Genomic DNA, 25,594 nt, shown 5'->3' on the forward strand with positions numbered 1-25,594 from the left:
GCCGTTGGAGCTTATAGACCATGAATAACGCTACAAAAAATGATATCAAAAACCTCATTCGACGCCTTGATGCATCTGCGTCCCCATCAGGTTCTCCGCAAGAAGCAGAACGACTCATGGAACAAATTCTTACTCCTTTGATGCATGAAGATGGCTACACGCTTCAGTCTGTAGCAGAGCAACGCGACTTAGGCCTGGATTTTATTGCAAGAAAACTCGTGGGAGATGAGTCTAGTTCTGACGAAATAGGGATCGAATATAAGCATTTTCGTCAAAGCGCAGTAGGCGTAGATGTCGTACATCGTGTTCTAGGTGCGGCGGCGAGCGCGGGGCTTAAACGTGCAATGCTCGTGACGAACTCAAGATTTACCTACGCCGCACGAGAAACTCTTCGCCGCAACACAGCCATTGGCATTGAGCTAATAGACTTAGATGCCCTAAGATCATGGGTCGGCAGACTCGAAGAAATACCAGCTATTGACTTACCACAAATCGATATTATCAGAAGAGAATTGAGTCGCAAACTGATCGAACTCATAGCGCAAAGCCCTCGATACCTTGATGGAATCGAGTGGCGGGAGCTAGAGCATTTGCTCACAGAAGTTTTGAAGGCTTAGGGTTTGAAGCGCAACTTACACCTAGCAGCAAGGACGGAGGCAAAGATGTTATCCTTACCTGTCGTGCTGCATCCAAGGCTCATACTTACTATGTCGAGATTAAGCATTGGCGTTCTGGCCAGCATGTTGGGCAAACAGCAGTAACAGAATTCCTTAATGTTATCGTTAATGAAGAAATATCAGGTGGGCTTTTTCTGTCCACCTATGGCTTTTGTTCTAATGCAGTCGAGTCTCTTACTGAAATTCAGCGACAACGCCTCCGTTTTGGGGAAGAATCAAAAATTGCTACCCTATGCAAATCCTATATCAAGGCCAAGTCCGGTATTTGGTCGCCTGAAGTTACTCCGGTAGAAACACTTTATGAAGCAACATTTTGACTTTTACTTTCATCCAATAAACTTATGAGGAGGTCACAGTGGGAAAACAACTTTCTCCTACCGCAGTTATGGCGCTAAAAGAAGCACTCTGTTCAGTTTATTGGTACAAATCTGATCTTCGTAGTTTTTTGCAGTTATGTCTTTCAAACCCTTCACTCCTCTCAAAATTCAATTGGGAAAACTATAAGCGGCAAATAGTTTCTGACTTAATTGACCTTCTTGTAGGTAGTCCTGATAAGTATATTGGCGACCTAACAAAGATATGTTATGAACTGTGTAAGATTAAAGATTTCAACCACTTAAAGCAGCTTGACGACGGTACTTCTAAAGTTGAACGAGCGCGGGCAGCAATTTTGCAGCTTAGACAGTTGGTTGAACCGCATCAAGATATAAAACGTGAACAAGATGAAATTGAAAAAAGGCAAGAAATTGCAGCAAAAAAACTTCGCGATAACGTTGCTGTACGTCAGAAGCTTGAAGAAATAAGAATGAGGTATATGTCACTCATTGGGGCCAGCAATGCGCAGACAAGAGGTTTTGAGCTTGAGAAAATTATGTATGATCTGTTTGAGTTATTTGATCTGGATCCAAAAGCTTCTTTCAAGAACCTAGGAGAACAGGTTGATGGTGCATTTGCTCTTGAAGGTACAGACTATCTTTTCGAGGCTAAGTGGCAAAAAGAACTTGTCAATAAAGCTGATCTTGCAGCTTTTTCTGACAAAGTCAGAACCAAATTGGAAAACACCTTGGGAGTGTTTTTATCAATAAACGGGTTCTCAACCGATGGAGTGGCTGCACATCAGGCGGGAGGAGCATCGATCATTCTTATGGATGGTGGTGATCTTATGGCTGTATTTGAAGAAAGAATCGACTTTGTAAGTCTACTGCTACGAAAAAAAAGATATGCAGCACAGACAGGCAATATCTACCTAAGTTACTTTCAGATGGTCGCTGCAAAATGAGTCCAACTAGCGCCAAGACTGGCCAAGAAACAGCCGGTCAGGCTTATGGCGTTGAAACAAAAGGTCTCATCATGAAGAACACAGAAGCAAGGAGTGATGAAATAAACACTGGTGCAGAATCGATGGTTACGGTGGCTGTGTACGATACAACCTATGTGGCCGGGCTGGCTAAAAGTGAGCTGGAGTCCTATGACATCCCGGTGTTTTTGGTTGACGAGTACACGATTGGCGTGAACAGCCTGTATGCAAACGCACTTGGTGGTATCAAGGTTAAGGTGCCGGAACGGTATGCTGAGGATGCCAGCCGGATATTGCGGCAGGAACTGCTACCTGAGGAAGAGGCGCTGATGCAGGATTTTGAGTCATCCACCCAGCCATTCCCCAAGTCTCTTGCCTGGCTCTACCTGCTGCTGGGGGCATCCGGCGTTGTTGGTTTTATCATGATGTTACTGCGGGCGTAACGAGTGGTCTCAAGGATAAATCAGGGACATCCCCTGTCTCGGTCCTGCACAAATTAGCCCTGGTAAGCGATTGGCCAGCGCCCCTCACAGCAATGCATGAACGAGGAATCAGTCGTAAGGCGTCTACGCATGTTTCAGCGGATGTTCTTTCAAATAGGTTCTTAATGCATCATCAATCCGGGATTGCCACCCTGCTCCAGAGGATTTGAAATTATCCACCACATCCTGAGACAGCCGGATAGCAATTGATTTTTTGGTGGGGGCTTTTTGTGGACCACGAGTCCCCGGACGATGAATGGTAGCTTGTGCCCAATCCTCATCGGTTTTAAGGAAATTGTCCGGGTCGGCCATGGCCATCCGTTCAACCTCTGCCTCGGAAAGGTTGCTGACTCGTTCCTTATCGGTCATTATTTTACCTTTGGAACGCAGCTCCTTGATTTCATCCGAGGTTCGTCTAGCTATTTTGGCCATAATAGAGGCTCCTTTCCTTGCGACTTGCCTTGCGTAGCGAAATACAGCGGACGGCATCTCTACGTAACGTGTAGGTGAGCGAAAGAACTACCACTTCGCCGCCTACTTCGGCAATATCCAGCCATCGGTGTTCATTTGGCCGATGACTTTCAACCGTAATCTTCGTTGGTGATTCATAGACAAGCTGGCCGTCGGCAAGGTCATAACCGTGCTTTTCAAAGTTTTTCAGCCGCTTGTTTTCGTCCCATTCGTAGATCATGTTTATTGTATATACGTTTTGCTGTGGTTGGTCAACTGCCAGCAGTCTGTCTGACTGAGGAGTTCGTAGCATAAATTTGACGGGGCGAAACGTACCAAACCCAGAAAGGAAAACAGATGAAGAATCTGATTATCCCCATTTGTATCCTGGCGGTTATCTTTTGTACTGCGTTGTTTAACGACCGCTGTCTTGCAGGGGAGCAGATCGCAGGCGGTAACTCTCCAACAGCGGTAACCAAACCAGAAGTGGTTGCTGCGGCAAACTTTGCGGTCACTGAACAGGCAAAGGTGATCCAGAAAGAGCAGAAAACAGCAACAAAGCTGAGTCTGGTCTCAATCATCAGTGCAGAAGAGCAGGTTGTCTCCGGCATGAACTATCACCTTGCGCTGAAGGTGAAACTGAACGGCAAGCTGAAAAAAGCAGAGGCAACGGTCTGGTGGCAGGCCTGGAACAAGGAAGCACCGTACAAATTGACTGCATGGAAATGGAAATAGTTTACTGTTTAGCACTGAGGCCTCATGAAGAAACCGTTTTATAGCTGGGAAGGCGATACGCTGGTGCTTAACATTCTGGGTACCCCGAATGCCAAGCGGGATGCCATCGGCAAGGTGAAGGGACATCAGCTGTGCGTCAGTGTCACGGCAGTGCCCCGCGCAGGCCGGGCAACCGATCATATGGTGCGGTTTCTGGCTGATGAGTTTGGCGTGTCAGTCAGCGATATTCAGGTTGTGTTCGGGCGGATGAATGTCAACAAGCAACTGCGGATCAAGGCACCCAAACGGGTGCCTGCAGTGATTGGACAGCAGGAGTTGTATTAACCCACGGTATCGGCTGGGGCGGGACAATTTCGTTTGATTAGGCGCTGTGCAAGCCATACAACTACAGAAGAGCGGAAAATATCTACATGACGATTCGATTTAATCTAAACAGTATCCCAACTGAATGCGACTGCCCTTCTGACCGTCGGGTAATTGACCTGCTGCGTGAAGACCTGGGCCTGACCGGCAGCAAGGAAGGCTGCGGCACTGGCGAGTGCGGCGCTTGCACCATCCTGGTTGATGGCGTGCCCAAACTGGCCTGTCTGATGCTGGCGGCCCAACTGGAAGGGACGCAGGTGGAGACGGTTGAGGCACTGCAACAGACCGATCAAGGCCGCGCCCTGATGACCGCCTTTGCTGAAGAAGGGGCGGTGCAGTGCGGCTACTGTATTCCCGGTATGGAGATGGCCTCGCTGGCGTTGCTACGGCAGGAAGAACCACTGAACCGCGAGCAGATCAAGGAAGGGCTGTCCGGCAACCTCTGCCGCTGCACCGGCTATGTCAAGATTGTAGATGCGGTGGAACGTGCTGTACAGGAGTGCTGTAAAATCTAACAATACTCTTTACAGTGTTATTTATAGTGTGGTTAACTGTATTTGATACAGTGCTAAGGAGGCTGCCATGCCGCATATATCCGCCAATGATCTGAAAGTAAAAGGTGTTGTCGCCATAGAGGCGATGCTGGCCAATCAGCCGGAAGCGATTATTTCCGTGCGGGGCAAGGAGCGTTTTGTGGTGATGGATATGGAGCAGTACCATTATCTGCGGGAATGCGAGCTGGAAGCGGCGCTTGCCCAAACCCGCACCGACCTTGCTGAAGGGCGTTTTGTCAAGGGAAGTCCTGAAGAGCATGTTGCCCGTCTGAAAGCAGCAGCATGAGTTGGTCACTGGTCTTTACCGAACAGTATGAAAAACGGGCGCACCGTTTTCTTAAGCGTCATCCCGAACTGGAAAAACAGTATCTGAAAACTCTGCAACTGCTGGAAGCGAACCCGTTTCACCCCTCGTTGCGGCTGCATCCGCTTGCTGGCCGACTCTTAGGCCTGCATTCAGTTTCCATCAATCTTTCCTACCGTATTACGCTTGAACTCCTGATTCAGGATCAGGAAATCATCCCGGTAAATGTGGGCGACCATGACACAGTGTACTGACAGGTGCAAAAGGCAGATCAGCTTTCCAGTTACTATTGAAGAGCTGTTCGCAGTGCAGGAGCAGCAGCCGGAAGCCAGAATCATGGCCGGTGGCACTGATCTTTTAGTGGCGCTGCGTCACGGGCCCCAGGATACACGGCCAATTATCTGCCTGGAACGGATTGAGGAGCTGCGCCGGATTGACGAGCTGCCGGACAACAGCGTCAGCATCGGCGCTGCTGTCACGTTTGGTTCCATCGTGCGCAGTCCTCTGTTGAAGGCGCGTTATTCGCTGCTGACCCAGGCTGCCTCAACCGTGGGTGGTCCGGCTATCCGCAACATGGCCAGCATCGGCGGTAATATCGTCACCGCTTCCCCTGCTGCTGATTCTCTGCCTGCCTTGTATCTGCTGGATGCCCAACTGGAGCTGCGTTCTACAACAGGTAGTCGGACCATGGCGATTGCTGAGTTTATGCTTGGGCCACGTCGGACCCTGCTGCAGCCGGGGGAGATCATCAGCCGGATTATCCTGCCCCCTGCACAGGATTGGAGCATCCAGCTTTTTGAAAAGGTTGGCCGCCGTAAATCCCTGGCCATTGCTGTGGCATCACTGGCAGCAATGCTGCGGCTGGCTGCTGATGGCACGGTTGTTGAGGCCCGTTTTGCCTGGGGCAGTGTCGGGCCGACCGTGCTGCGTTGTCCGGCTGCCGAAGCGCTGCTCAAGGGCCAACCATTATCAGAAGCTGTGCTGACTGAGGCTGCTGCCCTGGTTCAAGATGCGGTCAGCCCGATTGACGATATCCGGGCTTCTGCCGACTATCGCCGGACTGTGGCAGGCAACCTGCTGCTCAGGCTGGTTGCCTGATGTCAAACTCCCTTGTAACCCGTCCCTTTCTGCTGCTCTGCATCCAGTTTCTGGCCGTTTCAACAATTGTCGCAAACTTCTTTCCCCTGCAGGAATACCTGACCTCTTTGGGCATGCCTGCTGCCTCAGCCGGTTTTATTCTGGGGGCTGATGCCCTGGCAGCCCTGATTGTACAACCGTTTATTACCCCGCTGATTACCGCCCGTACTGCCCGGCGCTGGCTGCTGGCCGGTGCCTTGATCCTTGCTACAGCATTGATTATGGAGGGAACCTGTAACAGTGAGTTTGCCTTTACGCTAGCCCGTCTGCTGCAGGGGGCCGGGTTTATCTGCGTGGTGGCGGCGATCATGCCGCTGTTTGTGCTCTGCATCCCCCGTGAAATGAGTGGCCGGGCCTTTGGCTGGATCTCGCTGGTGCGGCTGATCCCCTATGCCGTGGTGCCGCTCCTGTTTGACCTGTTTAAGATCGCTCCATCTGCCCTGGGTGGCGTGATCCGCTGGTCAGCCCTGCTGGCGTTGCTGGCAGGGGCGTTGCTATGGCTGCTGCCCCGTTTCCCCCAGGAGCAGGAACCAGCCACCGGGGCATCTTTTGCCGGGATCAAAAACAGCCTGTCTGACCGGAACCTGCTGTTGCTGTTTGCTGCCACGGTGCTGCTGTATGCCGGGTATGCTGCCACCTTCTTCTATTTAAAAGGGTTTGGCCGGGCAGCTGGCCTGGGTAACAGCGGCCTGTTTTTTACGGTTGCAACCGTGATGATGATGCTGGTCCGCTTGTTTGGTGGCAGCCTGTTTGACCGTTTTGACAAACGTCTAATGAATATGGTTTTTCTGGCGCTGTCAGCAATAGGTACCGGTTTGATCCTGTCTGCAACCAACGCTACCATCCTGCTTGGGCTGGCGGTGGTCTGCGGCATCGGTTGGGGCGTGGTGATGCCGCTCCTGAATGCCCTGATTTTTGATCTGTCCCGGCCTGAAGCACGGGGACTTAACCAGAACCTTGGACTGTTGATGCTGCAGTGCGGCTTTTTTCTAGGGCCGCTGGCTGGTGGCTGGCTGTTGCCACAGGGCGGGTATCCGCTTCTGTTTGGTGCGGCAGCCTGTGCGCTGTTGCTGGCAGCCGGGCTGGTGATGCTGATAAGGAACAGGGATGTCTGAGGCGCTACAGATACTGAATGAGGTAGCAACAACCGGTTCCGGCGCACTGGCCTTGGTCGTTGAACGTCGTGGCTCTGCCCCCCGTGGGGTGGGGGCCATGCTCTTGCTCCGCCCGGATGGCAGCTGCAGTGGCACCGTAGGGGGTGGCAGTCTGGAACAGCAGGTTGTTAATGCCCTGCGCCAGCTACAGCAAGACGGTCATGGCGTTATCCGCTCATTTCAGTTGCTGCCGGAGCAGGATGGTATGCCCTGTGGCGGCAGTCTGACCCTGCTGCTGGTAGGGCTCTGTCCTGCAGCGATCCCTGTCTTTGCTGCAGTAACAGCCAGACTGGAAGCGGGCAGGGGCTGCAATCTGCTGGTTGGTTTAACGGATAATGGCCAGGCCTGCTGGTCTGTTGATATGCCATCTGTTGAAGCCCTACATTGCTACAGCATTCCCCTGCAGCCTGTTCCTGGGCTGTTGATCTGCGGGGCAGGGCATATTGCTCAGGCATTGGCACCCATGGCAATAACCGCAGGATTCAAGGTCACGGTGCTTGATGACCGGGCTGAACTGATTGGTTCTGATCGTTTTCAGTCCCCTGTTGAAACCGCCTTGGTTGCAGGGTTTAAAGGCTGTCTGAACTGTCAACAGATTACACCAGCCACCTCCCTGCTGATTGTTACCTACGGACACCAGCATGACCGGATTGTGCTGGAACAGGCCCTGGCAACCAATGCCGGGTATATCGGCATGGTGGGCAGCAAACGCAAGCGGGAAGAGCTGTTTAGTCAACTGCGTGTTGTCGGTGTCAGTGACGCAGATCTGGACCGCGTACATTGCCCGGTGGGGCTGGCCATTGGAGCGGAAACCCCGGCAGAGATTGCGGTCAGTATCCTGGCTGAGATGATTACGGTTCGCAGGAGCAGGCAATGAACCTTGAAAAGGCAGTAGCACGCGGAGCCGCGGAGACGCGAAGAATGAAATCAGGCTGTTACGGCAGGTTGTGGTTTAGCCCGCATGATTGTTTTTCTCCGCGAACTCCGCGGCTCCGCGTGAGAAATTGCGCTTTTTAGGATGAAAACCGCTGCCATTATTCTTGCTGCCGGTTTTTCCAGCCGGATGGGGACGGACAAGGCATTGCTGCCGTTCGGGGACACAACAGCACTGGAACTGTTGGTGGCAAGCTATGCTACCGCAGGGGTAGCACGGATCATGGTGGTGACCGGACAGAACCATGACACTTTGGTTCAGTTGTGCCTGCCGGTTGAACTGGCACGGAATCCAGCACCTGAAAACGGGATGTTTCCATCAATTCAGTGCGGAATAGCAGCCGTTGAACCTGCAGTTGATGCCTTTTTTGTGCATCCGGTGGATACGCCGCTGGTCAGTCCGGTAACATTGACTGGCCTGATAGCCGCACTGCAGCAGCATCCGGCTGTTGATGGAGTGATTCCTGCGTATTGTGGCAAGCGAGGGCATCCCCCGTTGCTGCGGGTGAGGTTACTACCGGAACTGCTGTCCGCTAACGGTGACGGAGGGCTGCGCAGCCTGTATCAGGGCTGGCAGATGCTGGAGCTGGCATCTGATGATCAGGCTGTTATACTGGATATGAATACGCCTGAGCAGTATGCCTTGCTCAAAGGTTTTAGTGCAGAGCAGACCATTAACAGACAGAGGTGATGAAACATGGAACAGGTAATTAGTTGTCAGGGGGATGTCTGTGTACTAACTCTGTCAGGAAGGTTTGATTCACCGGCAGCGCCGCTTTTTGATGCCTGGTTTGCTGAACAGGACAGACCGGAAAACAACCGCTATCTGCTTGACCTGGCTGAGGTGAGCTACATTACCAGTGCCGGGTTGCGCAGCCTTTTGAAACTGCTGAAGCTGCTTGAAGGTCGTGGCGGCAAACTGGTGCTTTGCTGTGTGGCGGCACCGGTACAGGATCTGTTTAAAATAGCCGGTTTTTCCGGTTTCCTTACCATCAGTGAAACCAAAGAGGCGGCTTTGGATGCCTTGGTTGGCTGAGCCGGAATGCTCAACCACCCCCAGCCCCTCCTTGTCTAAGGAGGGGAGATAACACTACGTCCCCCTCCTGTTTTAGGAGGGGACAGGGGTGGTAACAGCGCCTTAAACCCAGATTTTTCATTGGGGCACGAGATGTTGCCGAGATGGTTTGCGAGCAGGTTTACGCCCGTTTGACGAGGCAATAGCCGTAGCTATTGGTGAGGATAACGGACGGAAAGATGCCGGAAAGCATCCGGCAGGGCTCGTGCAGGCGCTGTGCGCCGCCTAATGGAATATCTGGGTTAAACTGAAGCAGTCTCAGTGCCAGCGGTAGATTGCAGCCCCAAAGGTCCACCCGGCACCAACACCGGCAAAGGCGACCAGGTCATCCTTCTTTAATTTGCCGGAGCGGTTCACCTCATCCAGCAGCAGAGGAATCGAGACCCCGGAGGTGTTGGCGTAGCGCTCCATGTTATGGCAGACCTTTTCAAACGGGATACCCAACTGTTCCGCCATCTTTTTCAGGATCTTGATGGAGGGCTGGTGGGGGATAACCCAGGTGATATCCTCTTCAGACAGGCCGCAGCGCAGCAGTACCGAGACAATCGAGCCGGGCAGTACCGAGGAGGCAGCCTCGTACACGGCATGGCCATCCATGGTAAAGGCGTTATCTCCCTCAAAGACCGTTGCACCGTCGGTAAATTCGGTGTTTGAGAATATGGTCGCTTCAAACAGGCTGTTCTCATAGCTGCTTTTGGTTAGTACGACTGCTGCGGCTGCATCACCAAAAAAGATACAGTCCCGGCGTGACCAGTCAGTGATGCTGGACATCCGGTCTGAACAGATGACCAGTGCATTTTTGTGGGCGCCTGAACGGATCAGGTTGCCAGCAATGGTCAGTCCGTACATGAACCCGGAGCAGGCGGCTGATATATCAAGGGCCGGAGCCAGGTTAGTGATGCCAAGCCGGTGTTTGACCAGGCAGGCGGTGGATGGGGCTTTGCGATCCGGGGTAATGGTGGCCAGCAGGATCAGGCTGATTTCATCCTTGTCGATCCCTGCGTTTTCAATGGCAGCAAGGGCGGCCTGGGTGGCCAGATCCGTAGTGCTTTCCTGATCGGCAATGTGGCGTTGCTGGATACCAAGATTTTCAATAATCCAGTCATCCTTGACCGCTACGCCCATAGTGGCGATATCCTGATTGGTAACGACTTTTTTCGGTACTGCAGAACCGGTTCCGGCAATCCTGATGTTTTGTAACGAATAATCCATGGTTTTCCTCGCTGGTTTTGCTGTGTAACGATGAGATACCTGCTAGCATACAACAGCAGCGCATAAATGCAATGCTGCTTTGGGAGATTGCCATGAACAGAGAAACAACACAGATCGGTGTGGCAGGGGCAGGCAGCATGGGGACCGGTATTGCCCAACTGGCTGCAATGGCAGGTTTTCAGGTGCGGCTGTTTGCCCGGCGTGCTGCTGCTTTTGACAAAGCGCTGCAGGGCATGGCTGCCAGCCTTGCTAAGCTGCATGAAAAGGGGCTGATTACTGAAGAACCAACCGTGATCCTGGCCAGAATCAGCTGCTGTCATGATCTTGCTGAACTGTCAGACTGTGATCTGGTGATCGAGGCGATTGCCGAGCAGTTGGAGCTTAAATCTGAGCTGCTCAGGTCGATTGGAGCGGCGTTAGGCAAAGACGCCATCCTGGCCAGCAGCACCAGCAGTATCTCCATTACCGCACTGGGGCAGGCTTCCGGCATTCCTGAACGGTTTGTCGGCATGCACTTTATGAATCCGGTGCCGCTGATGGAGGTAGTTGAGCTGATCAGCGGAGACCAGACATCGCTAAAGACCATCAACTTTGCACAGCAGATGGTGCTTGCCCTGGGTAAACAGTTTGTCTGCAGCAAGGATCAGCCCGGCTTTATCATCACCCGGCTGCTTTGTGTGCTGATCAATGAGGCCTTTGAGATGCTGCAGGCCGGTGTCGCCAGCGCGGAAGAGATTGATAGTGCCATGCAGCTGGGGGCTCACCATCCCATGGGGCCGCTGGCCCTGGCTGATATGATCGGGCTGGATGTGATCCTGGCTGCCATGAAGACCATGGAAACCGGCATGGAAAGCTGCAAGTATGCAGCATCCCCTCTGCTGCGGGAGTATGTGGCACAAGGCAGGTTAGGCAGAAAGAGTGGGCAGGGGGTGTATCTGTACCCGGCCCAGGTTAATCCGCAGTGATAACCGGCATGGTTTATTCCAAGTCGCATGTAAACTGACACCTTACCACCCCTGGCCCCTCCTAAAATAGGAGGGGGAATGAGCTCCCCTCCTTACAAAGGAGGGGAGGGTGGTTGGGTTCCCTGCCTTACTTGATCGCTAAAGTGAATTAGAATACACCATAGACCTTGGCCAGCGGGCTTTGGTCCGTGCGGGAATGAACCAGCCGAGACAAGGCAGTGCAGAACCCCTGCATGGCTTCGCGACCGGCAATACTGACCCTGATCCAGCCGGGAAACCGGAAGCCGGTCATGGTCCGCACCATGTAGCCCTGCTGCATCAGCAGGCGATAGGCCAGGGTATCGCTGAACGGCAGCTTGATCATGGCAAAGTTACAGTCGCTGGTCAGTATCGGCAGTTTCAGTTCTGCGCATTGGGCTGCCAGCATCTGCTGCCCTTCCTGCACCAGGCTGCGGGTGGCAGTGATAAAGGTCTGATCCCCCAGTGCTGCCAGTGCGGCTGATTGGGCAAGGGTGTTTACCGAATAGACAATGGCGGTCTTACGGACGATATCGGTTACCTGTTCAGTGCCCACCAGGTAGCCGATCCGCAGGCCTGCCAAGGCATACATCTTGGAGAAGGTGCGGAAGATGATTAGGTTGGGAAAACGGGACAGCAGCGAGATGCCGTCGGGGTAGTCAGGTTGGTCCATGAATTCAGCATAGGCCTCATCCAGCACCACAATATGATTGGGCCCCAGCCGCTCCATAAAGCGGATCAGCCGATCCCTGCTCCACCAGGTTCCGGTGGGGTTGTTGGGGTTGCAGATAAAGACCAGTTTGGTACGGCTGTCAACCCGCGCCAGTAGACCCTCTTCATCAAACCCGAAATCATTAAGCGGCGCCAGCCGTGCATCCACACCGGAAAAACGGGCAATCCATTCATAGACCGCAAAGGTGCGGTCAGCGGTGACGATATTGTCTCCCTGCTGGCAGAACGCCTTGATTACAAAGGCGATTACTTCATTGGCGCCATTGCCCAGAATTACCTGAGACGGTGTAACCCCCAGATAGTCAGCCAGTCTGGCCCTTAAGGGGCGGCAGTCGCCGCTGGGATAGCGGGAAACCAGTGCCGGATCAAAGGATTGCAGGAACGCAGCTGCTGCCGGTGGAGGCCCCAGAGGATTCTCGTTGTTGTTCATCCTGATCAGGCGTGAACAGCCGAACATCTGCTGCAGCTCATCATCGGGCGGCGAGGGGATGTAGGCCTCAAACTGCCGCACATATTGCGGTACCAGCGCCTCAAGGTTGCAGAGGTTCATCGGCTGCCCCCGGCCCGGTGCAGATGAATCAGGTCGCCGGTTCCCCCCCATGGTACCAGCATGCGGGGGGTGAAACCGCGCTTCAGCAGGTGCGGGGCCAGCAGGGCATCAAAGGGGCGTCCGGTATCAACGGTGCAGTAGATTGCGCTGAACTGTTCCTGATCCAGCAGTTGCAGATGCTCTTCAAGCACCGCCTCTGCATCCCGCCCCACCAGCAGCGGGGTAAGACGGGCCATGCCGGTTGAACGGTTGAGCCGGGTTGCAAACAGGGTCAGGCCGTTAGCGGTTTCACCGTCATCGTGATAGGCGCGGATGTTTCTGGCCAGGGCCATGCTGCTGCACCAGTCGGTGTAGAACGGCATCAGTTCTGTAGCAACAGCGGCATCGGCACCAAATTCCTCGGCCAGCATCCGGTAGCCGGTCCAGATCGTCCCGCCGGGTATGGCAAGGCTGCCCGCTGCCTCAAACCCTGCTGCCACAGGCGGTTGCTGCGGTGCATACAGCACCAGTCCCAGACGGTTGCTGCGGCCAAACTGTTCGGTCAGCTTTTCGCAGAGCGCAATGGTCAGCTGTTCCGGTTCTGTTGGTGCTGCCAGGTAGGGGCCAAAACAGGCCACCATCCTGCCTTCGTCAGCATGCCAGATCAGACCACCAGCCAGCTCTCCCTGTTCACCCTGCGCCAGTATGATGCCGTATTCATTGCTGGCCAGTTTATCCAGCAGACGTCCGGGCGGGGTAAACTCCTCGGGAAACTGACAGGCAGCAAAGGAGTCGGCGATCAGTGCTGAAAACTGCTTGACCAGATCCGGCGCAGGGGATGTGGTCAGCTGCCAGGTCTGGACAGCAGGGTGGGGCTGAGATTGTTGAACAGGTGCAGGATAGTTGCGCTCTTTGCGCAGCATGATCTCCCAGCCCCCCAGCTCCATCTGTCGGATGCTGAACTGGTCACAGGCCCGTGAAGCCAGAAAAAGCCCCATCTCTGCCAGTCCCTCTTCGGTTTCATGGTCAGGCCGGGAGGTGATGTTGAAGATCCGCAGGTCAGGCGGTTGGGGTACCTGGAACAGGAGATCCGCTGCATAGCGCCGGTCCTGGAAACGCACCGTAATCCCGGCTCCGGGGATGCTGCTGCAGAGCGCCAGAAACAGTTCTTCCGTGCTCAGGGCCAGCATGGTGGTTTCAGGGGCAGCCAGTCCTGCACTTTTTGCTGCGCTTTCAGCAAAGGCAACCACCACCGGCATCCGTTCTGGTACAAGTTCAACCTTTAGTTCCATGGTCTACCTTTCCTTACTCCGCTTCCAGTCCGTGCGCACCATCTCCATAATTGTTTTTGCCCGTTCAGAATGCAGCTTGATGGAGTCAAAGCCCGGTTCAACGTACAGCTTCTGCATCAGCAGTCCATCCTCTCCAAACCAGGCTGGCAGAAAACCGCCCAGAAAGAAACCAACAGAGCGCAGCACTGCAACCGATGCCGCTGCATCAGCAGCACCAAGGGGTACAAAACATTGCAGCAGCGCATAGTTTTTGGAGCAGATATCCTGTTCCAGAGCTGCAAGGCGTTGGGCAAGGTCTTTGCCCGGCTTGGTGATATTACACCTGCAGACACCCGGCCCGTCAAACTGCTCCATCTCCAGTTCAGAAACATCGCTGAGCAGTTCTGAAGCAGGCTGGATCAGCTCCCGGTCAATGCCAACCCCTTCCATCATAAACCGGAGCTGATCCGCATAGCAGTCAGGCAGGCAGAGTGGGCGGCGTTGGTCCTGCCCGATCCTGAAGTATAGCAGACAGGTTACTCTGCCATCGGATGCCTGTTCCTTGGCATAGGCGGTTGCCGGCATCAGATCAACCTCAAGTCCGGTTTCAACAAATTTGACCGGCCCGGCCACTTTCTGGGTAATGGTGTGATTGCAGACCGCCTCGCCGTAGATAGCCTTGATGGTGCCGTTTTCAATCAAAGAAATAAGCAGGTTGGTGCAGCGGGCAAAGGCAAGACTGCCGCGATAGGCTGGCAGGGTCAGACCCAGCCCCATTTCGTACAGGTCTGGATTGGGTGAGGAGCTGCGGTAAAAGGCCTCATGGCAGACCACTTGTCCAGTGTCAGTCCGGGCAACCACACTCCTGATCCTGCCTGCCTGGTTTTCCTCGGTCAGCTTTTCAGGGATATAGTAGGTGTCAATCGGATAGCCGTCTCCATAGACGCTGTACATCAGCCGGGCAACCCCGTAGCCGTCTTCAGGCCGGTAAAAATCCACCGTGAACGATTCTCCTTCCGGCAGTGGACAGCTGTCTTCCCGTAGACGCTTGATCGCTTCTTCACGTGGCGTCATGCTGCACGTTCCACAAAGGCGATAAAGTCGTTGAGTGTCTTGAGTTTCAGGGAATCGCTGTCAGAGATGGTCAGGTTGTACTTTCCTTCAAGGGCAACGGCAAAGGCCGGGCAGTCCACTGAATCAACCCCCTGGGTTGCCAGAGGACTATCCGGGGCAATCTCTGCAACCAATCCTTTGTCCATACCGATCTGAAGCATCAACTCTTTTAATTCTGCTATGGTAACGGCCATGGTTCTGCTCCTTTTAGATAGTATGCAATCTATCGCTTCAGTTTAAAACGCTGCACCTTACCGGTTGCAGTACGGGGCAGGTCATCCACAAAGAAATAGCGCACCGGTAGCATGTAGTCCTGCAAGCGGCTGGCCATGAAGCGGCGGATGTCACGTTCAAGGGCCGGGTCTGCAATGCAGTCCGGCTTAAGCATAAGGTGGGCTGCCGGTCGCATCAGCCCCATTACCTGACAGGATGCCACGGCGCAATCAGCAACAGATGGATGGGTGCGCAGCAGTTCTTCCACCTGTATTGGCGAGATCCACTGGCCACCCACCTTCAGCATGTCGTCACTGCGTCCCCGGTGATAGTAGTAGCCTTCTTGCTCCAGAAAGACATCACCGGTTTTGATGAAGCCGTCAGCTAGCATGGTGTCTGCAGTTTTTTCTGGCAGGTTCCAGTAGCGTGGAGCAGTGCTGTCTCCTTGTACCTGCAGGTGTCCTGGGGTGCCGGTCTGAACCGGATTGCCTTCATCATCCACCAGGCGGATCTGGTAGCCCGGTACCGCCTGTCCTGCTGAGCCTGACCTGATCCGGCCTGGCTGGTTGGAAATAAAGACATGGGTAAGTTCAGTTGTGCCGATCCCGTCCAGAATATCCAGTCCGGTCAGACGCTGCCATTCATCAAACACGGCTGCCGGTAACCCTTCACCGGCAGAGACGCAGAACCGCATTGGTAGATCCAGTTGAGGGGTGGCTGTTGAGAGGATAATCTGGGCATAGACCGTAGGCACCGAGAAAAACAGGGTAGGGTGGTGCTGCTTAATCAAGGCCAGCAGTTCCTCTGGCAATGGCTTGCCGGGGTAAAGCAGGGCGGTTGCACCGCTATACAAGGGGAAAGCCAGACTGTTGCCCAGGCCATAGGCAAAGAACAGCTTGCTGGCAGAGAAGAGCAGGTCATCCGGCCTGATCCCCAGCACTTTGCTGCCGTACTGCTCTGCAGCAACCAGCAGGTCTCGGTGACGGTGGGGCACCCCTTTGGGTTTGCCGGTTGAACCGGAGGTATAGAGCATGAAGGCCAGGTCATCAACTGCAGGGGCAGGGGCCGCAAGCTCAGCTGTTGGATACTGCTCCAGCCAGCCGGTTAAGGTTTCGGCACAGGCAAGGTCAGTCAGCGCGGGGGATGCAAGTTCTGCAGCCAGAGGGACTGCAGAGGAGTACAGCAGGAAGCGCGCACCAGAATCCTGCAGGATGTAGCGGTAGTCATCAGCGGTCAGGGCTGTGCTGACCGGTACCGCAACTGCGCCATGCAGCACGGCACCAAGAAAGGCAGCAACAAAGACCGGGCTGTCAGGCAGGATCAGCAGTACACGATCCCCGGCCGTAATAGCGCTTTGCTGCAGCAGGGTGGCAAAACGGCAGGCAGAGTCTGCCAGCTGTTGGTAGCTGACAGACTCTGCGTTACAGATATAGGCGGTCTTGTCCGGGTGCTTGGCCAGGTTAGGGCCAAGCAGGGCAATTGCAAGGTTTGAGGCTGCAACTTTCTGGTCAGGCATCAGGTGGCCTCCGGCATGGTTTCAGGGTGCTATTTTCTTTGACCGCTCCAGTTACCGCTTAAGGCGTCGTCACAATATCCCCATCTGCCGGAGAAGCTGTTGCCGGAGAAGCGGAATTCAACTTTGCCCCAGAAATACCGCCCGTTTTTAGGGTGGCTGCAACGTTTGTTGGAGTGATCTTCTATCCAGTAACCACGTAAAACATCATTGCTGACAGATCCGACAAGCTCGCCATTGTCAGTGGTGTAGCGGCCTGATACGCGGTTGCCCTGCTGGCGGAATTTAATGTCGCCTTCGGTTGAACCCCAGACACCTTCCAGAGAGCTGCCGTCACTGATTGCAAACGGATCTGCTTCACCACGGTCCGGTGGTGGCGCGGTCTGCCTGCCAGAGGTGCGGGAGCCGCTCCAGGGGCGGGACGGCGCATCGTTGCAGTACCCCCATTTGCCGCTGAATCCGCTTTCGGTAAATTCAAAGGATACCCGTCCCCAGTGGTAGCGACCGTTTTTTGGGGTGGAGCAGCGCCGGTCAGAACCATCCTCAATCCAGAACCCTTCCAGGGTGCTATCAAACAGCTGCCCGGTCAGTTCACCGTTGTCGTTCGTGTAGCGTCCGGTGACGCGGTCCCCTGATTGATGCAGGGTAACAGCGCCTTCGGTGCTTGAATAGCTGCCGGCAACACTGAAAGCCTGAGAGATACCGGGAACCAGCAGAACAGCCAGAAGTATGATTATTCTTGAGAGTATCTTCATTGCGTTTTCTCCTTCTGCCCTGTGGGGCGGTTGTTTTCAGGCAGTATGCCAATCTCAAAGGCTCCCTTTTCTCCGGTGAACAGTCCCTGTTGAGGTCCTTCTTCACGGTGGTTGGGAGGCTGATATGGTTTGATACCGCTGCAACCGGCCAGCAGTATCAGGAACAACAGGCTGGAAACTGTTTTCATCAGAACTTGACCCTGGCCCCGAAGGTGCCGATGTTGATGTCGGCAACCGGTGTGCTACCTGTAGCTCTGTCCAGTGAGAAGACCCGGTACTGGAAATACAGTTCTGTGGCGATCTTTTCAAAGGCCTGTACCACTGCCGCGCCAACTGAGTAGCCTTTGTCTCCGGCCTGGGCAAGATCATGGGAGCGGGTGTAGTCAACCCCGAAGGCGGTGTAGCCAAGGCTGCTGAAATTGGCCAGCCAGCCCAGCTTGGCGTAGAGGTTGGTGGCGTCTTTGCGGATTGTATACTGCTGCAGGGCGCCGGACAGGGTCAGGTTCAGGCCTGTAACGGTGTGTAGTAGCGAGAATGAACCGTCGTAGAGTAGCCCACCGCTTGCCAGTTTGGGGTTTGAAACGGCAAAGGCACCAGCCCCTTTGAATCCATATCCGTGGCCTCCCCAGAACAGGGCCAGGTCGGAACGCTGGTTGCTGACCAGCGAACCGGCCAGGCTGAAGCCGTAGAGGCTGGGGCTGTCATACCGCAGACGAGATTGGCGGGAGAGCCCGTCAAAGCTGTTGAAGGCATCGGATACCTTCAGATTGCTTGCTCCGTTGGGGATAAACCCTTGTGTGCCGCTCTTGCTGCGGAACAGAAAACCGCCCCCCATGTCGGTGATGCTGGCGTACTGAATCACATCGGTTTTGGAAAGATCAATTTCAGCCGTGGTGTTGGATGCGGTGTCCCCCTTGCCGATGGAGAGCTTGCCAAAGGTCTTGCTGGTCAGCGAAATCTCGACCCAGCGCTGGTCAAAGTAGGTGTCGGTCAGGTATTTCTGCTGCTGTGAAACTGCAGAGGAACGGTCAGGTGATATGGCAACTTCCAGGCGGGTACCCAGGGTCAGGTCGTCACTGGCCTTAGCGGAGCCCACGAATCGAATCCGGCTGTTACTGACGGTATTGTCTACATGGTAGAGAGTATTGTTATAACCGTCATTGGCAACCACCACAGCCCGGTTAAGCTGGCCGGAGATACTCAGTTTGACCTTGTCGTTTCCTGACGTAACTGCGGGGAGTACCGGAACCGTTTGTACAGTCTGGGTTGCCGTTGTTTGAACCGGTGGTAATGGCGTCTGCTGCAAGGTGCTGATCTGCTGCTGTAACCTGTGCAGGATTTCAGACTGGGCCTTGATCTGCTCTGCCTGCTGCTGCAGTTGTTGTTGCTGCTGGCGAATGGTTTCCTGCATCTGCTGCAAAACCTGTGGATCAAGCGCTAGTGGTTGGGCCGACACCGTAAGCGGCAGGGACAGCAGCAGAAGTGACTGTGTAAACAGGTTACGCATGTTTGTCTTCCGATGTGAGATATATGGAGATCTTTGCCAGCAGCTCGGTTGCTATAATCGGTTTGCTGATGTAATCGTTCATGCCTGCGGCCAGGCAGTTATCCCGGTCAGCCTCGCTTGCTGCTGCGGTCATGGCGATAATCGGCAGCTCTTTTCCTTCAGGCAGTTGCCGAATCTGTTGGGTTGCCTGGATGCCGTCCATGACCGGCATCTGCATATCCATCAGGACCAGATCGTAGGTTTCATGTTGAATCAGCTCAACACCTTCTTTTCCATTGTGGGCAACCGTTACCTGCAACCCGGCACGACTCAAGAGCTGGCGAGCCACAAACTGGTTAGCTTCGTTGTCTTCAACCAGCAGGATATGGTTGCCGCAGAAGGTCTCGCTGAACTGGGACAGGGGGGTAAGCCGACGGTCTGGAAGGGGAGGGGTATCAGGCAGCAGATTAAATATGATGGTGAAGGCAAAGGAACTGCCTTTGTCAGGCAGGCTGCTGACGGTAATACTACCTCCCATTAACTCCACCAGGTTTCGTGCAATGGAAAGCCCCAGGCCGGTGCCGCCAAAGCGTCTGACAATCGAGTTGTCTGCCTGGGTAAAGGGCTGAAACAGGTCGTTAAGCTGTGTGGTGTTGATGCCGATACCGGTGTCAGTTACCTGAAAACGGATTACTGCGGTATCTGCTGTCTGCTCTGCCAGTTCTGCCTTAACCGTGACCGAGCCCTGGTCAGTAAATTTGATGGCATTACTAACCAGATTGTTCAGTACCTGCGTCAATCGTAGTGAGTCACCTGTCAGGCGTACCGGAAGGTCAGGAGCCAGTATCAGTTTGAGCTGGAGCCCTTTTTTCTGGGCTGTAGCTATGAACAGGTCAGTTGTTTGCTGCAATAACTCAGGCAGGTTCAATTCCCGCTGCTCAAGGGTCACCATGTGGGCTTCAATCTTTGAGAAGTCAAGGATGTCATTTATGATATCCAGCAGGCTGTGGGATGAGCGGTTCAGCCGTTCCAGATAGTCACGCTGCAGTGGGGGCAGGTCAGTGGCAAGGGTCAATTGGGTCAGGCCGATAATGGCGTTCATCGGGGTGCGGATCTCATGGCTCATATTGGCCAGAAACTCGCTTTTGGCTTGTGTGGCGGTCTGGGCTGCTTCTTCAGCAGCACGCAGCTCTTCCTGTTGCAGTTTAAGCAGGTGGTTGGTCAGATCAAGCTGTTTGATCTGGGAAAGCAGAAGGCGGGTCAGCAGCATTGCCAGCAGACAGAGCAGGGCGGTGGTAATCCCCTGCTTGACGATGGTACTGCGCCAGTCCGCAATGGCTTGGTCCCTGCCAAAAGAGCTGATGGCCACCACCGGATACTTATCCAGCCGATGGTAGGAGATAATCCGGTATTCACCAGCAATGTTTGATTGTTTGTTGTGGTAGGTGCGTACCGGCTGTTCTGCAACGTATTTTCTGAAAAACGGGGCGGTTTTTTTACCGCTGGTATAGACCTTTGGATCAGAGGGTACCAGCACCAGATAGTCGCCAGCGGTGGTGGCCAAGGTAAAACGTCCATTTCTACCGGCAACAATTGAGCTGTACAGGTCCTCAAAGTAGTGGAGATCAAAAAAGATCAGCGCCACCCCGGCAAAGGCGCCTGATTTTGTTTCCAGGCGGCGTGAGAGAATAAATCCCCATTCTTTATTTGAGAGCGACTGTACTGGCGGGCTTAACAGGATGTCATCAGTCTTATGATCCCGGTGGTATTTGAAGTAAGCCCGTTCAGAGACATCAGGAAGCGTTGCTATAGCGGCAAAGGAGGTGGCGCGGACCCTGCCGTTGGCGTCAATAACCGTAATGGCTGAGATGTGGGAAATGGTACCGTTGTGGGAGGTGAGTATCTTTGTCAGGGTCGGGTGGTTGACAGCCATGATCCCGCCTAAGCCATTAATCTCCCGGATACAGGCCAGCAGGATCTGGTCAGCTTCGGAAAAGGCCCGTTCTGCATGCTCTTTCAGGGCTCTGGCGTAGCTTTCTGATTGTTGTTCAGCATTACGGACAGCAACCTGAAAGCCGGTGTAGCCATGCCAGATAGAAAGTGAGACAAGGACAATCAGAAGCAGAGAAACGCTGGAGATAATTCTACGGCGCAGTGCAAGGTAGTGACCAAGGATCAGGTTGTCAGTTGCAGCAGGGTCAGCCATCAGATGTGCCTCTTGGACGCATACCTCAGAAGTTTATAATGAGTGAGACAAAATATCCTGAAGCAACTAACCGGTCAATCAGGTTTATTTTTTGTTTGATACTTCACAATTACCCAGCCTGTGGCATACTTGCCACCAGTAGTTTACACGACATTATGGGGTATGCAAATGAAAGTAGCAATTTTAGGTGCAGGCCACGGCGGTATTGCCATGGCAGGTGATTTGACTCTGGCGGGTCATGAGGTGCGGTTGGCTGCAGACCCGAAGCATGCTTCTAACCTGCAGCTATTGATGGCCTTTGGCGGGATCATGGTGGAGGGGGTCACCTCCAGCGGCGCTCCGGTGGGGTTTGCCAAACCGGCTATGATGACCACTGATCTTGGTGCCGCAATCAAAGGGGCTGAGGTGGTGATGGTGGTGGTGCCTGCCTTTGGCCAGGAACCATACATGCAAGCCCTGATTGAACTGGGTGAAAAAGGGCAGATCATTGTCTTTAACCCCGGCAAGTTCGGCACCCTGGTCTTTGCCAGGATGTTGCGTGAGGCTGGTCGCTCCAATGATTTTATCATCGGCGAGACCACCTCGTTTATCTTTGCTGCCAAGACCAAGGGGTTGGGCCATGTCAACATCAAGGCTGCCAAAGAAGAGCTGCCCTTTGCCGCGCTTCCGGCAAAACGGACTGCCGAGGCGCTCTGGGTTTTGACCGATCTCTATCCCCAGCTTTCCCCCAGCATGGGGGTGCTGCAGACCAGTATTGATGCGCCGGGCCTGATCATCCACCCAATCTCCACCCTGATGAACATGAGCCGGATTGAGCAGATGGGGCCGTATCGCAACTCCCACTACGATATTACTCCTTCGGTGGGGCGGATCATGGAGGCGGTGGATCAGGAGCGGATGGAGGTGGCCAGGCTGCTCTGCCGTGAGACCTTCTCGTTCATGGACACCATGCAGGTGCTGTACAAGGTCAAGGGGGAGAGTGCCTACGATATGATGTATCAGGTCTCGGCCCATAACGTCCAGATGGCGCCGGACAGCCTGAATCACCGCTACGTGACCGAGGATATCCCCTATGGTCTGGCCACCATTGCGGCAATCGGCCGCCAGATCGGGGTGCCGGTGCCGCGCATAGAGGCGATGGTGAATGTGGCCTGCATGGCTAATGGCGTGGATTACTGGTCAAGCGGCCGGACCGTTGAAAAGATGGGTCTGTCCGGGATGAATGGGCAGCAGATGGCCCGTTACGCCCTGGAAGGAACGCTGTGACCGCAGCTCAGGACAGTACAAAAAATCGCGGTATCTGGGTCCTGTTCAGCATCGCTTTTGCCACCTTCATGGTCAATGCTGATTCCTACATCGTCAATATCTCGCTGCCGGTGATAGCAGACTATTTCAAGGTCGGCACTGAAGCGGTCTCCTGGGTGGTGATGTCCTACCAGCTGACCGTCACCGCCTTGCTGCTGGTATTTGGCACCCTGGGAGACCGGATCGGCATCAAGCGGCTGTTCATGCTGGGCTATGGGGTCTTTACGCTTAGTTCATTGTTCTGCGCTATCTCGCCCACCCTGGGTTGGCTGGTGGCCAGCCGCGCCCTGCAGGGGATCGGTGCCTCGGTGCTCTACGCCCTGACCCCGGCCATGGTGCCGCGCTATCTGTCGCCGGAACAGCGCGGACCTGCCTTTGGCGCCCTGGCAACGGCAGCAGCCCTGGGGATCTCGGTTGGCACGCCGCTGGGGGGATTGATCACCGGGCTGCTGTCCTGGCACTGGGCCTTTTTGATCAATATTCCGATCGGGATTGTGGCCATGCTGGTTGCTAAACGGGTGTTGCCAGCGGATCAGTCTGCTGATGCAAAGGCTCCATTGCCTGCGTTTGATTATGCAGGTTCAGTCTTCAGCGCCCTGGCTCTGGTCAGTCTGATCTACAGCTTCAGCAAACTGAACAGCCTGGGGCTGGCGCCAACGGTACTGGGGGCTGCGGTACTGTTTGTGATCAGTCTGGTGCTCTTTATCCTCTGGGAACGCCGGGCTGTGCATCCGTTGCTGGATTACAGCCTGTTCCGCTCACCGGCCTTCAACTTTGGCAATCTGGCCAACTTCCTCTGTCTGTGCTATCTGGCAGGTCATAACTTCATCACCCCCTTCTATCTGATGACCGTGAAAGGGCTGCCCACCGAGCGGGCTGGCACGGTTTTTCTGTTGTATTCACTGATCTACATGGGGATGGGGCCGCTGGCCGGACAACTCTCCAAACGGATCAATCCAAGGCTGCTCTGTACTGTCGCGCTTGTCGGTGGCGTGCTGGTCTCCTTTGGCTTCAGCCATTTCTTGCATACGGCAGGGATGCTGCCGGTTTATGGCTATTTTGTAGGGCTGGCGCTGGTAATGGCCACCTTTATCCCTTCCAACAATAACGTGGTAATGGGCATGGCGCCGCCGGGCAAACAGGGGGCGGTGTCCGGCAGTTTTCGGATGGTGGGCAGGGTGGGGATGACGGTTGGGGTCTGTCTGTTCCAAACCATCTTTACCCTGGCAGCACTGCAACAGTCAGGCAAGCTGCAGGCAGATCTACTTAAGTCAGTTGCGCGTACACAGTTGTTGTCTGCCTTCAGTACGGTCTACCTGGTTGGTGCGGTGCTGTTTGCCGTGGCAGCTGTCGGTTCGTTTCTCGCTCGGGAGCGGTACTAGGGCTCTGGCTCTTGCATGGTTGCTGTCACGCATCACAAGACCCGATTGAAAGGGGCACAAAATGTCAACGGACTATACGGTTTCAACCTATCTGCTGCAGCGCCTGAAAGAGTTGGGTGTTGATCACCTGTTCGGCGTGCCTGGTGATTATGTGCTGGATTTTCTGGATCAGGTGATTGAGAGCCCGGTTGAGTGGATCGGCACCTGCAATGAGTTGAACGCCGGCTATGCTGCGGATGGGTATGCCCGTCTGAACGGGCTGGGTGGGGCGGTGGTAACCTACGGGGTAGGTGGCTTCAGTATCCTGAATGCCGTGGCAGGGGCGTTTGCTGAGATGGTTCCACTGGTGCTGATCAGCGGCGCTCCTCCTGGCGGCAGGCGTAAGACCGGGGCTTTGGTGCATCATCTGGTGGCTGACTATGAGCGGCAGCTGGAAATATTCCGAAAAGTGACCGTTGATGCTGCGCTGCTGGATGACCCTGCCACTGCCCCGCAGCTAATTGATCGCCTGCTGGCCACCTGTGTCAGCCGTAAACTGCCGGTCTATCTGGAACTGCCTGCCGATATGGCCCGTGCTGTATGTTTGCCCCCTTCTGCCCCCCTTGCCACGGTTGTCAGATGTTCTGATCCTGACAGTCTGAAGGCCTGTGCAGATGCCGTTGCAGAGCTGATTAACAACGCAGATTATCCTGCCATCCTGGCCGGTATTGAGGTGTCGCGCTTTGGTCTGGGGCAGGATCTGCTGGAGCTGGTTGAACAGGCTGAACTGCCCTTTGCCACCATGCTTAGCAGCAAATCAGTGTTGCCGGAGCTGCATCCCCAGTTTATCGGTCTGTACCAGGGGGGCTGGAGTAGACCATCGGTTCAGCACCAGATTGAGTCTGCAGACTGCCTGCTTTCGTTGGGGGCCTGGATGACCGATCTGGATACCGGCATCTTCAGTAATCATATCGACCCGCAGCGGGTGATTGAGGTGGGGCGTGAGACCGTACGGATCGGCGCCCAGCTGTATCGTCAGGTCCTTCCTGGTGATCTGATCTATGAACTTGTGCCGCGTCTGCGAACCCGTTCCTATCTGGATCTGCATCCCGGTGAGCCGCGCATTGCCAGTGGAGACTTTGTTCCGCGCATAACAGCCCCGCTGACTGCAGCCCGGATGTACGAGGCGATTCACAGCTTTCTCGATGACAGCATGATCCTGCTGGCAGAACCTGGTGATGCCTTCTGTGCGGCACCGGAATTTACCATTGAAGAGGCCGAGCGTTTCATTGTCCAATCATTCTACTCTTCAATCGGCTATTGTACCCCGGCTGCACTGGGAGTCGGGTTGGCCCGGCCTGGCAGCCGTCCGGTGGTCCTGACCGGTGACGGTGCCTTCCAGATGACCGTTCAGGAACTCTCCACGCTGATGCGGCAGCAGATTCCTGCGGTGGTGTTGCTGATTAATAACGATGGTTATCTGGTTGAACGGATGCTGCATGAGGATGGTCCCTACAACGATATCAAGATGTGGCGGTATGCCGACCTTCCTGCGCTGTTCAATGCCGGTACAGACGGGATCGGCATCCGGGTGACAACTGAAGGGGAGCTGCATGCTGCCTTGCAAACCGCTGCAGCAGAACAGGACAAGCTGGTGCTGATCGAGCTATGTGTGCAGAAACTGGACTGTTCTGAAGGGCTACGCCGTCTTGGGGCCACCATGCGTGCGCCAATGCCCCGCAGATGATGAACAG

The 25,594-nt window shown here is 54.6% G+C and carries 30 protein-coding genes; 18 read left to right on the plus strand and 12 right to left on the minus strand.

Going from position 1 to position 25,594, the window contains the following annotated elements; translation table 11 throughout:
* Nucleotides 1–20: 20 nt before the first annotated feature.
* From B5D39_RS17220 to B5D39_RS07995, 4 genes are all read left to right on the plus strand, one after another.
* Nucleotides 21–617, plus strand: coding sequence for a restriction endonuclease (locus tag B5D39_RS17220; protein WP_208610561.1), 597 nt, complete (start codon nt 21–23; stop codon nt 615–617).
* Nucleotides 572–994 (plus strand): restriction endonuclease, encoded by a 423-nt coding sequence (locus B5D39_RS17225; RefSeq protein WP_208610562.1) that lies wholly within the window; start codon nt 572–574, stop codon nt 992–994. The genes B5D39_RS17220 and B5D39_RS17225 overlap by 46 nt, the downstream gene beginning before the upstream one ends.
* Before the next feature lie 38 nt (nt 995–1,032).
* Nucleotides 1,033–1,956: a hypothetical protein gene (locus B5D39_RS07990; protein WP_078789937.1), complete on the plus strand. Its 924-nt coding sequence runs from the start codon at nt 1,033–1,035 to the stop codon at nt 1,954–1,956.
* 71 nt (nt 1,957–2,027) lie between these two features.
* Nucleotides 2,028–2,417 (plus strand): DUF2007 domain-containing protein, encoded by a 390-nt coding sequence (locus tag B5D39_RS07995; RefSeq protein WP_161947451.1) that lies wholly within the window; start codon nt 2,028–2,030, stop codon nt 2,415–2,417.
* A gap of 123 nt (nt 2,418–2,540) precedes the next feature.
* Here B5D39_RS07995 and B5D39_RS08000 read toward each other — a convergent pair whose 3' ends face one another.
* Both B5D39_RS08000 and B5D39_RS08005 read right to left on the minus strand, forming a co-directional pair.
* Nucleotides 2,541–2,888: a BrnA antitoxin family protein gene (locus B5D39_RS08000; protein WP_208610563.1), complete on the minus strand. Its 348-nt coding sequence runs from the start codon at nt 2,886–2,888 to the stop codon at nt 2,541–2,543.
* Nucleotides 2,872–3,147 carry a BrnT family toxin gene (locus B5D39_RS08005; RefSeq protein ID WP_078789939.1) on the minus strand — a complete coding sequence of 92 codons (276 nt, stop codon included), beginning with the start codon at nt 3,145–3,147 and terminating at the stop codon, nt 2,872–2,874. The genes B5D39_RS08000 and B5D39_RS08005 overlap by 17 nt, the downstream gene beginning before the upstream one ends.
* A 116-nt stretch (nt 3,148–3,263) precedes the next feature.
* Between B5D39_RS08005 and B5D39_RS08010 the strand changes: the two genes are divergently transcribed.
* The 10 genes from B5D39_RS08010 (at nt 3,264) to B5D39_RS08055 (ending at nt 9,122) form a co-directional block, all read left to right on the plus strand.
* Nucleotides 3,264–3,641 (plus strand): cystatin domain-containing protein, encoded by a 378-nt coding sequence (locus B5D39_RS08010; protein ID WP_078789940.1) that lies wholly within the window; start codon nt 3,264–3,266, stop codon nt 3,639–3,641.
* A 24-nt stretch (nt 3,642–3,665) separates the two neighbouring features.
* Complete coding sequence (locus B5D39_RS08015; protein ID WP_078789941.1) at nt 3,666–3,965, plus strand: DUF167 domain-containing protein; 300 nt, start codon at nt 3,666–3,668, stop codon at nt 3,963–3,965.
* Nucleotides 3,966–4,051: 86 nt separating this feature from the next.
* Nucleotides 4,052–4,519 carry a (2Fe-2S)-binding protein gene (locus tag B5D39_RS08020; protein ID WP_078789942.1) on the plus strand — a complete coding sequence of 156 codons (468 nt, stop codon included), beginning with the start codon at nt 4,052–4,054 and terminating at the stop codon, nt 4,517–4,519.
* Nucleotides 4,520–4,586: 67 nt separating this feature from the next.
* Nucleotides 4,587–4,844 (plus strand): prevent-host-death protein, encoded by a 258-nt coding sequence (locus B5D39_RS08025; RefSeq protein ID WP_078789943.1) that lies wholly within the window; start codon nt 4,587–4,589, stop codon nt 4,842–4,844.
* Nucleotides 4,841–5,116 (plus strand): type II toxin-antitoxin system RelE/ParE family toxin, encoded by a 276-nt coding sequence (locus B5D39_RS08030; RefSeq protein WP_078789944.1) that lies wholly within the window; start codon nt 4,841–4,843, stop codon nt 5,114–5,116. Before B5D39_RS08025 ends, B5D39_RS08030 begins: the two co-directional genes overlap by 4 nt.
* Nucleotides 5,100–5,960: an FAD binding domain-containing protein gene (locus tag B5D39_RS08035; protein WP_078789945.1), complete on the plus strand. Its 861-nt coding sequence runs from the start codon at nt 5,100–5,102 to the stop codon at nt 5,958–5,960. Before B5D39_RS08030 ends, B5D39_RS08035 begins: the two co-directional genes overlap by 17 nt.
* Nucleotides 5,960–7,114, plus strand: coding sequence for an MFS transporter (locus B5D39_RS08040; RefSeq protein ID WP_078789946.1), 1,155 nt, complete (start codon nt 5,960–5,962; stop codon nt 7,112–7,114). The genes B5D39_RS08035 and B5D39_RS08040 overlap by 1 nt, the downstream gene beginning before the upstream one ends.
* A complete protein-coding gene (locus B5D39_RS08045; protein ID WP_078789947.1) occupies nt 7,107–8,030 on the plus strand; it encodes an XdhC family protein in 924 nt (307 codons plus the stop codon). Before B5D39_RS08040 ends, B5D39_RS08045 begins: the two co-directional genes overlap by 8 nt.
* Nucleotides 8,031–8,171: 141 nt before the next feature.
* The gene (locus B5D39_RS08050; RefSeq protein ID WP_078789948.1) at nt 8,172–8,777 is read left to right on the plus strand and encodes a nucleotidyltransferase family protein; all 606 of its coding nucleotides are present in this window, start codon (nt 8,172–8,174) and stop codon (nt 8,775–8,777) included.
* Nucleotides 8,778–8,783: 6 nt separating this feature from the next.
* Nucleotides 8,784–9,122, plus strand: a complete 339-nt coding sequence (locus B5D39_RS08055) for an STAS domain-containing protein (RefSeq protein WP_078789949.1) — start codon at nt 8,784–8,786, stop codon at nt 9,120–9,122.
* Between the two features lie 297 nt (nt 9,123–9,419).
* Here B5D39_RS08055 and B5D39_RS08060 read toward each other — a convergent pair whose 3' ends face one another.
* Nucleotides 9,420–10,373 carry a 3-oxoacyl-ACP synthase III family protein gene (locus B5D39_RS08060; protein ID WP_078789950.1) on the minus strand — a complete coding sequence of 318 codons (954 nt, stop codon included), beginning with the start codon at nt 10,371–10,373 and terminating at the stop codon, nt 9,420–9,422.
* Nucleotides 10,374–10,465: 92 nt separating this feature from the next.
* On the opposite strand from B5D39_RS08060, the gene B5D39_RS08065 reads away from it, so the two are divergent.
* Nucleotides 10,466–11,338, plus strand: coding sequence for a 3-hydroxyacyl-CoA dehydrogenase family protein (locus tag B5D39_RS08065; protein WP_078790007.1), 873 nt, complete (start codon nt 10,466–10,468; stop codon nt 11,336–11,338).
* Between the two features lie 148 nt (nt 11,339–11,486).
* Here B5D39_RS08065 and hisC read toward each other — a convergent pair whose 3' ends face one another.
* From hisC to B5D39_RS08110, 9 genes are read right to left on the minus strand one after another with little or no spacing between them, the layout of a single operon-like run.
* Entirely contained in the window at nt 11,487–12,638 is a 1,152-nt protein-coding gene (gene hisC / locus B5D39_RS08070) for a histidinol-phosphate transaminase (protein WP_078789951.1), read from the minus strand.
* Nucleotides 12,635–13,909 (minus strand): hypothetical protein, encoded by a 1,275-nt coding sequence (locus B5D39_RS08075; RefSeq protein WP_078789952.1) that lies wholly within the window; start codon nt 13,907–13,909, stop codon nt 12,635–12,637. Before B5D39_RS08075 ends, hisC begins: the two co-directional genes overlap by 4 nt.
* A 3-nt stretch (nt 13,910–13,912) precedes the next feature.
* On the minus strand, nt 13,913–14,962 hold the full coding sequence (locus B5D39_RS08080) for a hypothetical protein (RefSeq protein WP_078789953.1): 1,050 nt from the start codon (nt 14,960–14,962) through the stop codon (nt 13,913–13,915).
* Complete coding sequence (locus tag B5D39_RS08085) at nt 14,959–15,195, minus strand: phosphopantetheine-binding protein (RefSeq protein ID WP_078789954.1); 237 nt, start codon at nt 15,193–15,195, stop codon at nt 14,959–14,961. Before B5D39_RS08085 ends, B5D39_RS08080 begins: the two co-directional genes overlap by 4 nt.
* Nucleotides 15,196–15,224: 29 nt before the next feature.
* Nucleotides 15,225–16,730 (minus strand): benzoate-CoA ligase family protein, encoded by a 1,506-nt coding sequence (locus tag B5D39_RS08090; protein WP_078789955.1) that lies wholly within the window; start codon nt 16,728–16,730, stop codon nt 15,225–15,227.
* Between the two features lie 29 nt (nt 16,731–16,759).
* Entirely contained in the window at nt 16,760–17,482 is a 723-nt protein-coding gene (locus tag B5D39_RS08095) for a hypothetical protein (RefSeq protein WP_078789956.1), read from the minus strand.
* Nucleotides 17,479–17,670, minus strand: a complete 192-nt coding sequence (locus tag B5D39_RS08100; protein WP_078789957.1) for a hypothetical protein — start codon at nt 17,668–17,670, stop codon at nt 17,479–17,481. Before B5D39_RS08100 ends, B5D39_RS08095 begins: the two co-directional genes overlap by 4 nt.
* Nucleotides 17,670–18,989 carry a porin family protein gene (locus B5D39_RS08105; protein ID WP_078789958.1) on the minus strand — a complete coding sequence of 440 codons (1,320 nt, stop codon included), beginning with the start codon at nt 18,987–18,989 and terminating at the stop codon, nt 17,670–17,672. Before B5D39_RS08105 ends, B5D39_RS08100 begins: the two co-directional genes overlap by 1 nt.
* On the minus strand, nt 18,982–21,174 hold the full coding sequence (locus B5D39_RS08110; RefSeq protein WP_078789959.1) for a hybrid sensor histidine kinase/response regulator: 2,193 nt from the start codon (nt 21,172–21,174) through the stop codon (nt 18,982–18,984). The genes B5D39_RS08105 and B5D39_RS08110 overlap by 8 nt, the downstream gene beginning before the upstream one ends.
* A gap of 168 nt (nt 21,175–21,342) precedes the next feature.
* Between B5D39_RS08110 and B5D39_RS08115 the strand changes: the two genes are divergently transcribed.
* From B5D39_RS08115 to B5D39_RS08125, 3 genes are all read left to right on the plus strand, one after another.
* Nucleotides 21,343–22,440 carry an NAD/NADP-dependent octopine/nopaline dehydrogenase family protein gene (locus B5D39_RS08115; protein WP_078789960.1) on the plus strand — a complete coding sequence of 366 codons (1,098 nt, stop codon included), beginning with the start codon at nt 21,343–21,345 and terminating at the stop codon, nt 22,438–22,440.
* Nucleotides 22,437–23,861: a DHA2 family efflux MFS transporter permease subunit gene (locus B5D39_RS08120; protein WP_078789961.1), complete on the plus strand. Its 1,425-nt coding sequence runs from the start codon at nt 22,437–22,439 to the stop codon at nt 23,859–23,861. Before B5D39_RS08115 ends, B5D39_RS08120 begins: the two co-directional genes overlap by 4 nt.
* A gap of 61 nt (nt 23,862–23,922) precedes the next feature.
* Nucleotides 23,923–25,587, plus strand: a complete 1,665-nt coding sequence (locus B5D39_RS08125; protein WP_078789962.1) for an alpha-keto acid decarboxylase family protein — start codon at nt 23,923–23,925, stop codon at nt 25,585–25,587.
* Nucleotides 25,588–25,594 lie beyond the last annotated feature (7 nt).

This window comes from Trichlorobacter thiogenes (assembly GCF_900167465.1).
GTDB classification, from domain to species: Bacteria; Desulfobacterota; Desulfuromonadia; order Geobacterales; family Pseudopelobacteraceae; genus Trichlorobacter; species Trichlorobacter thiogenes.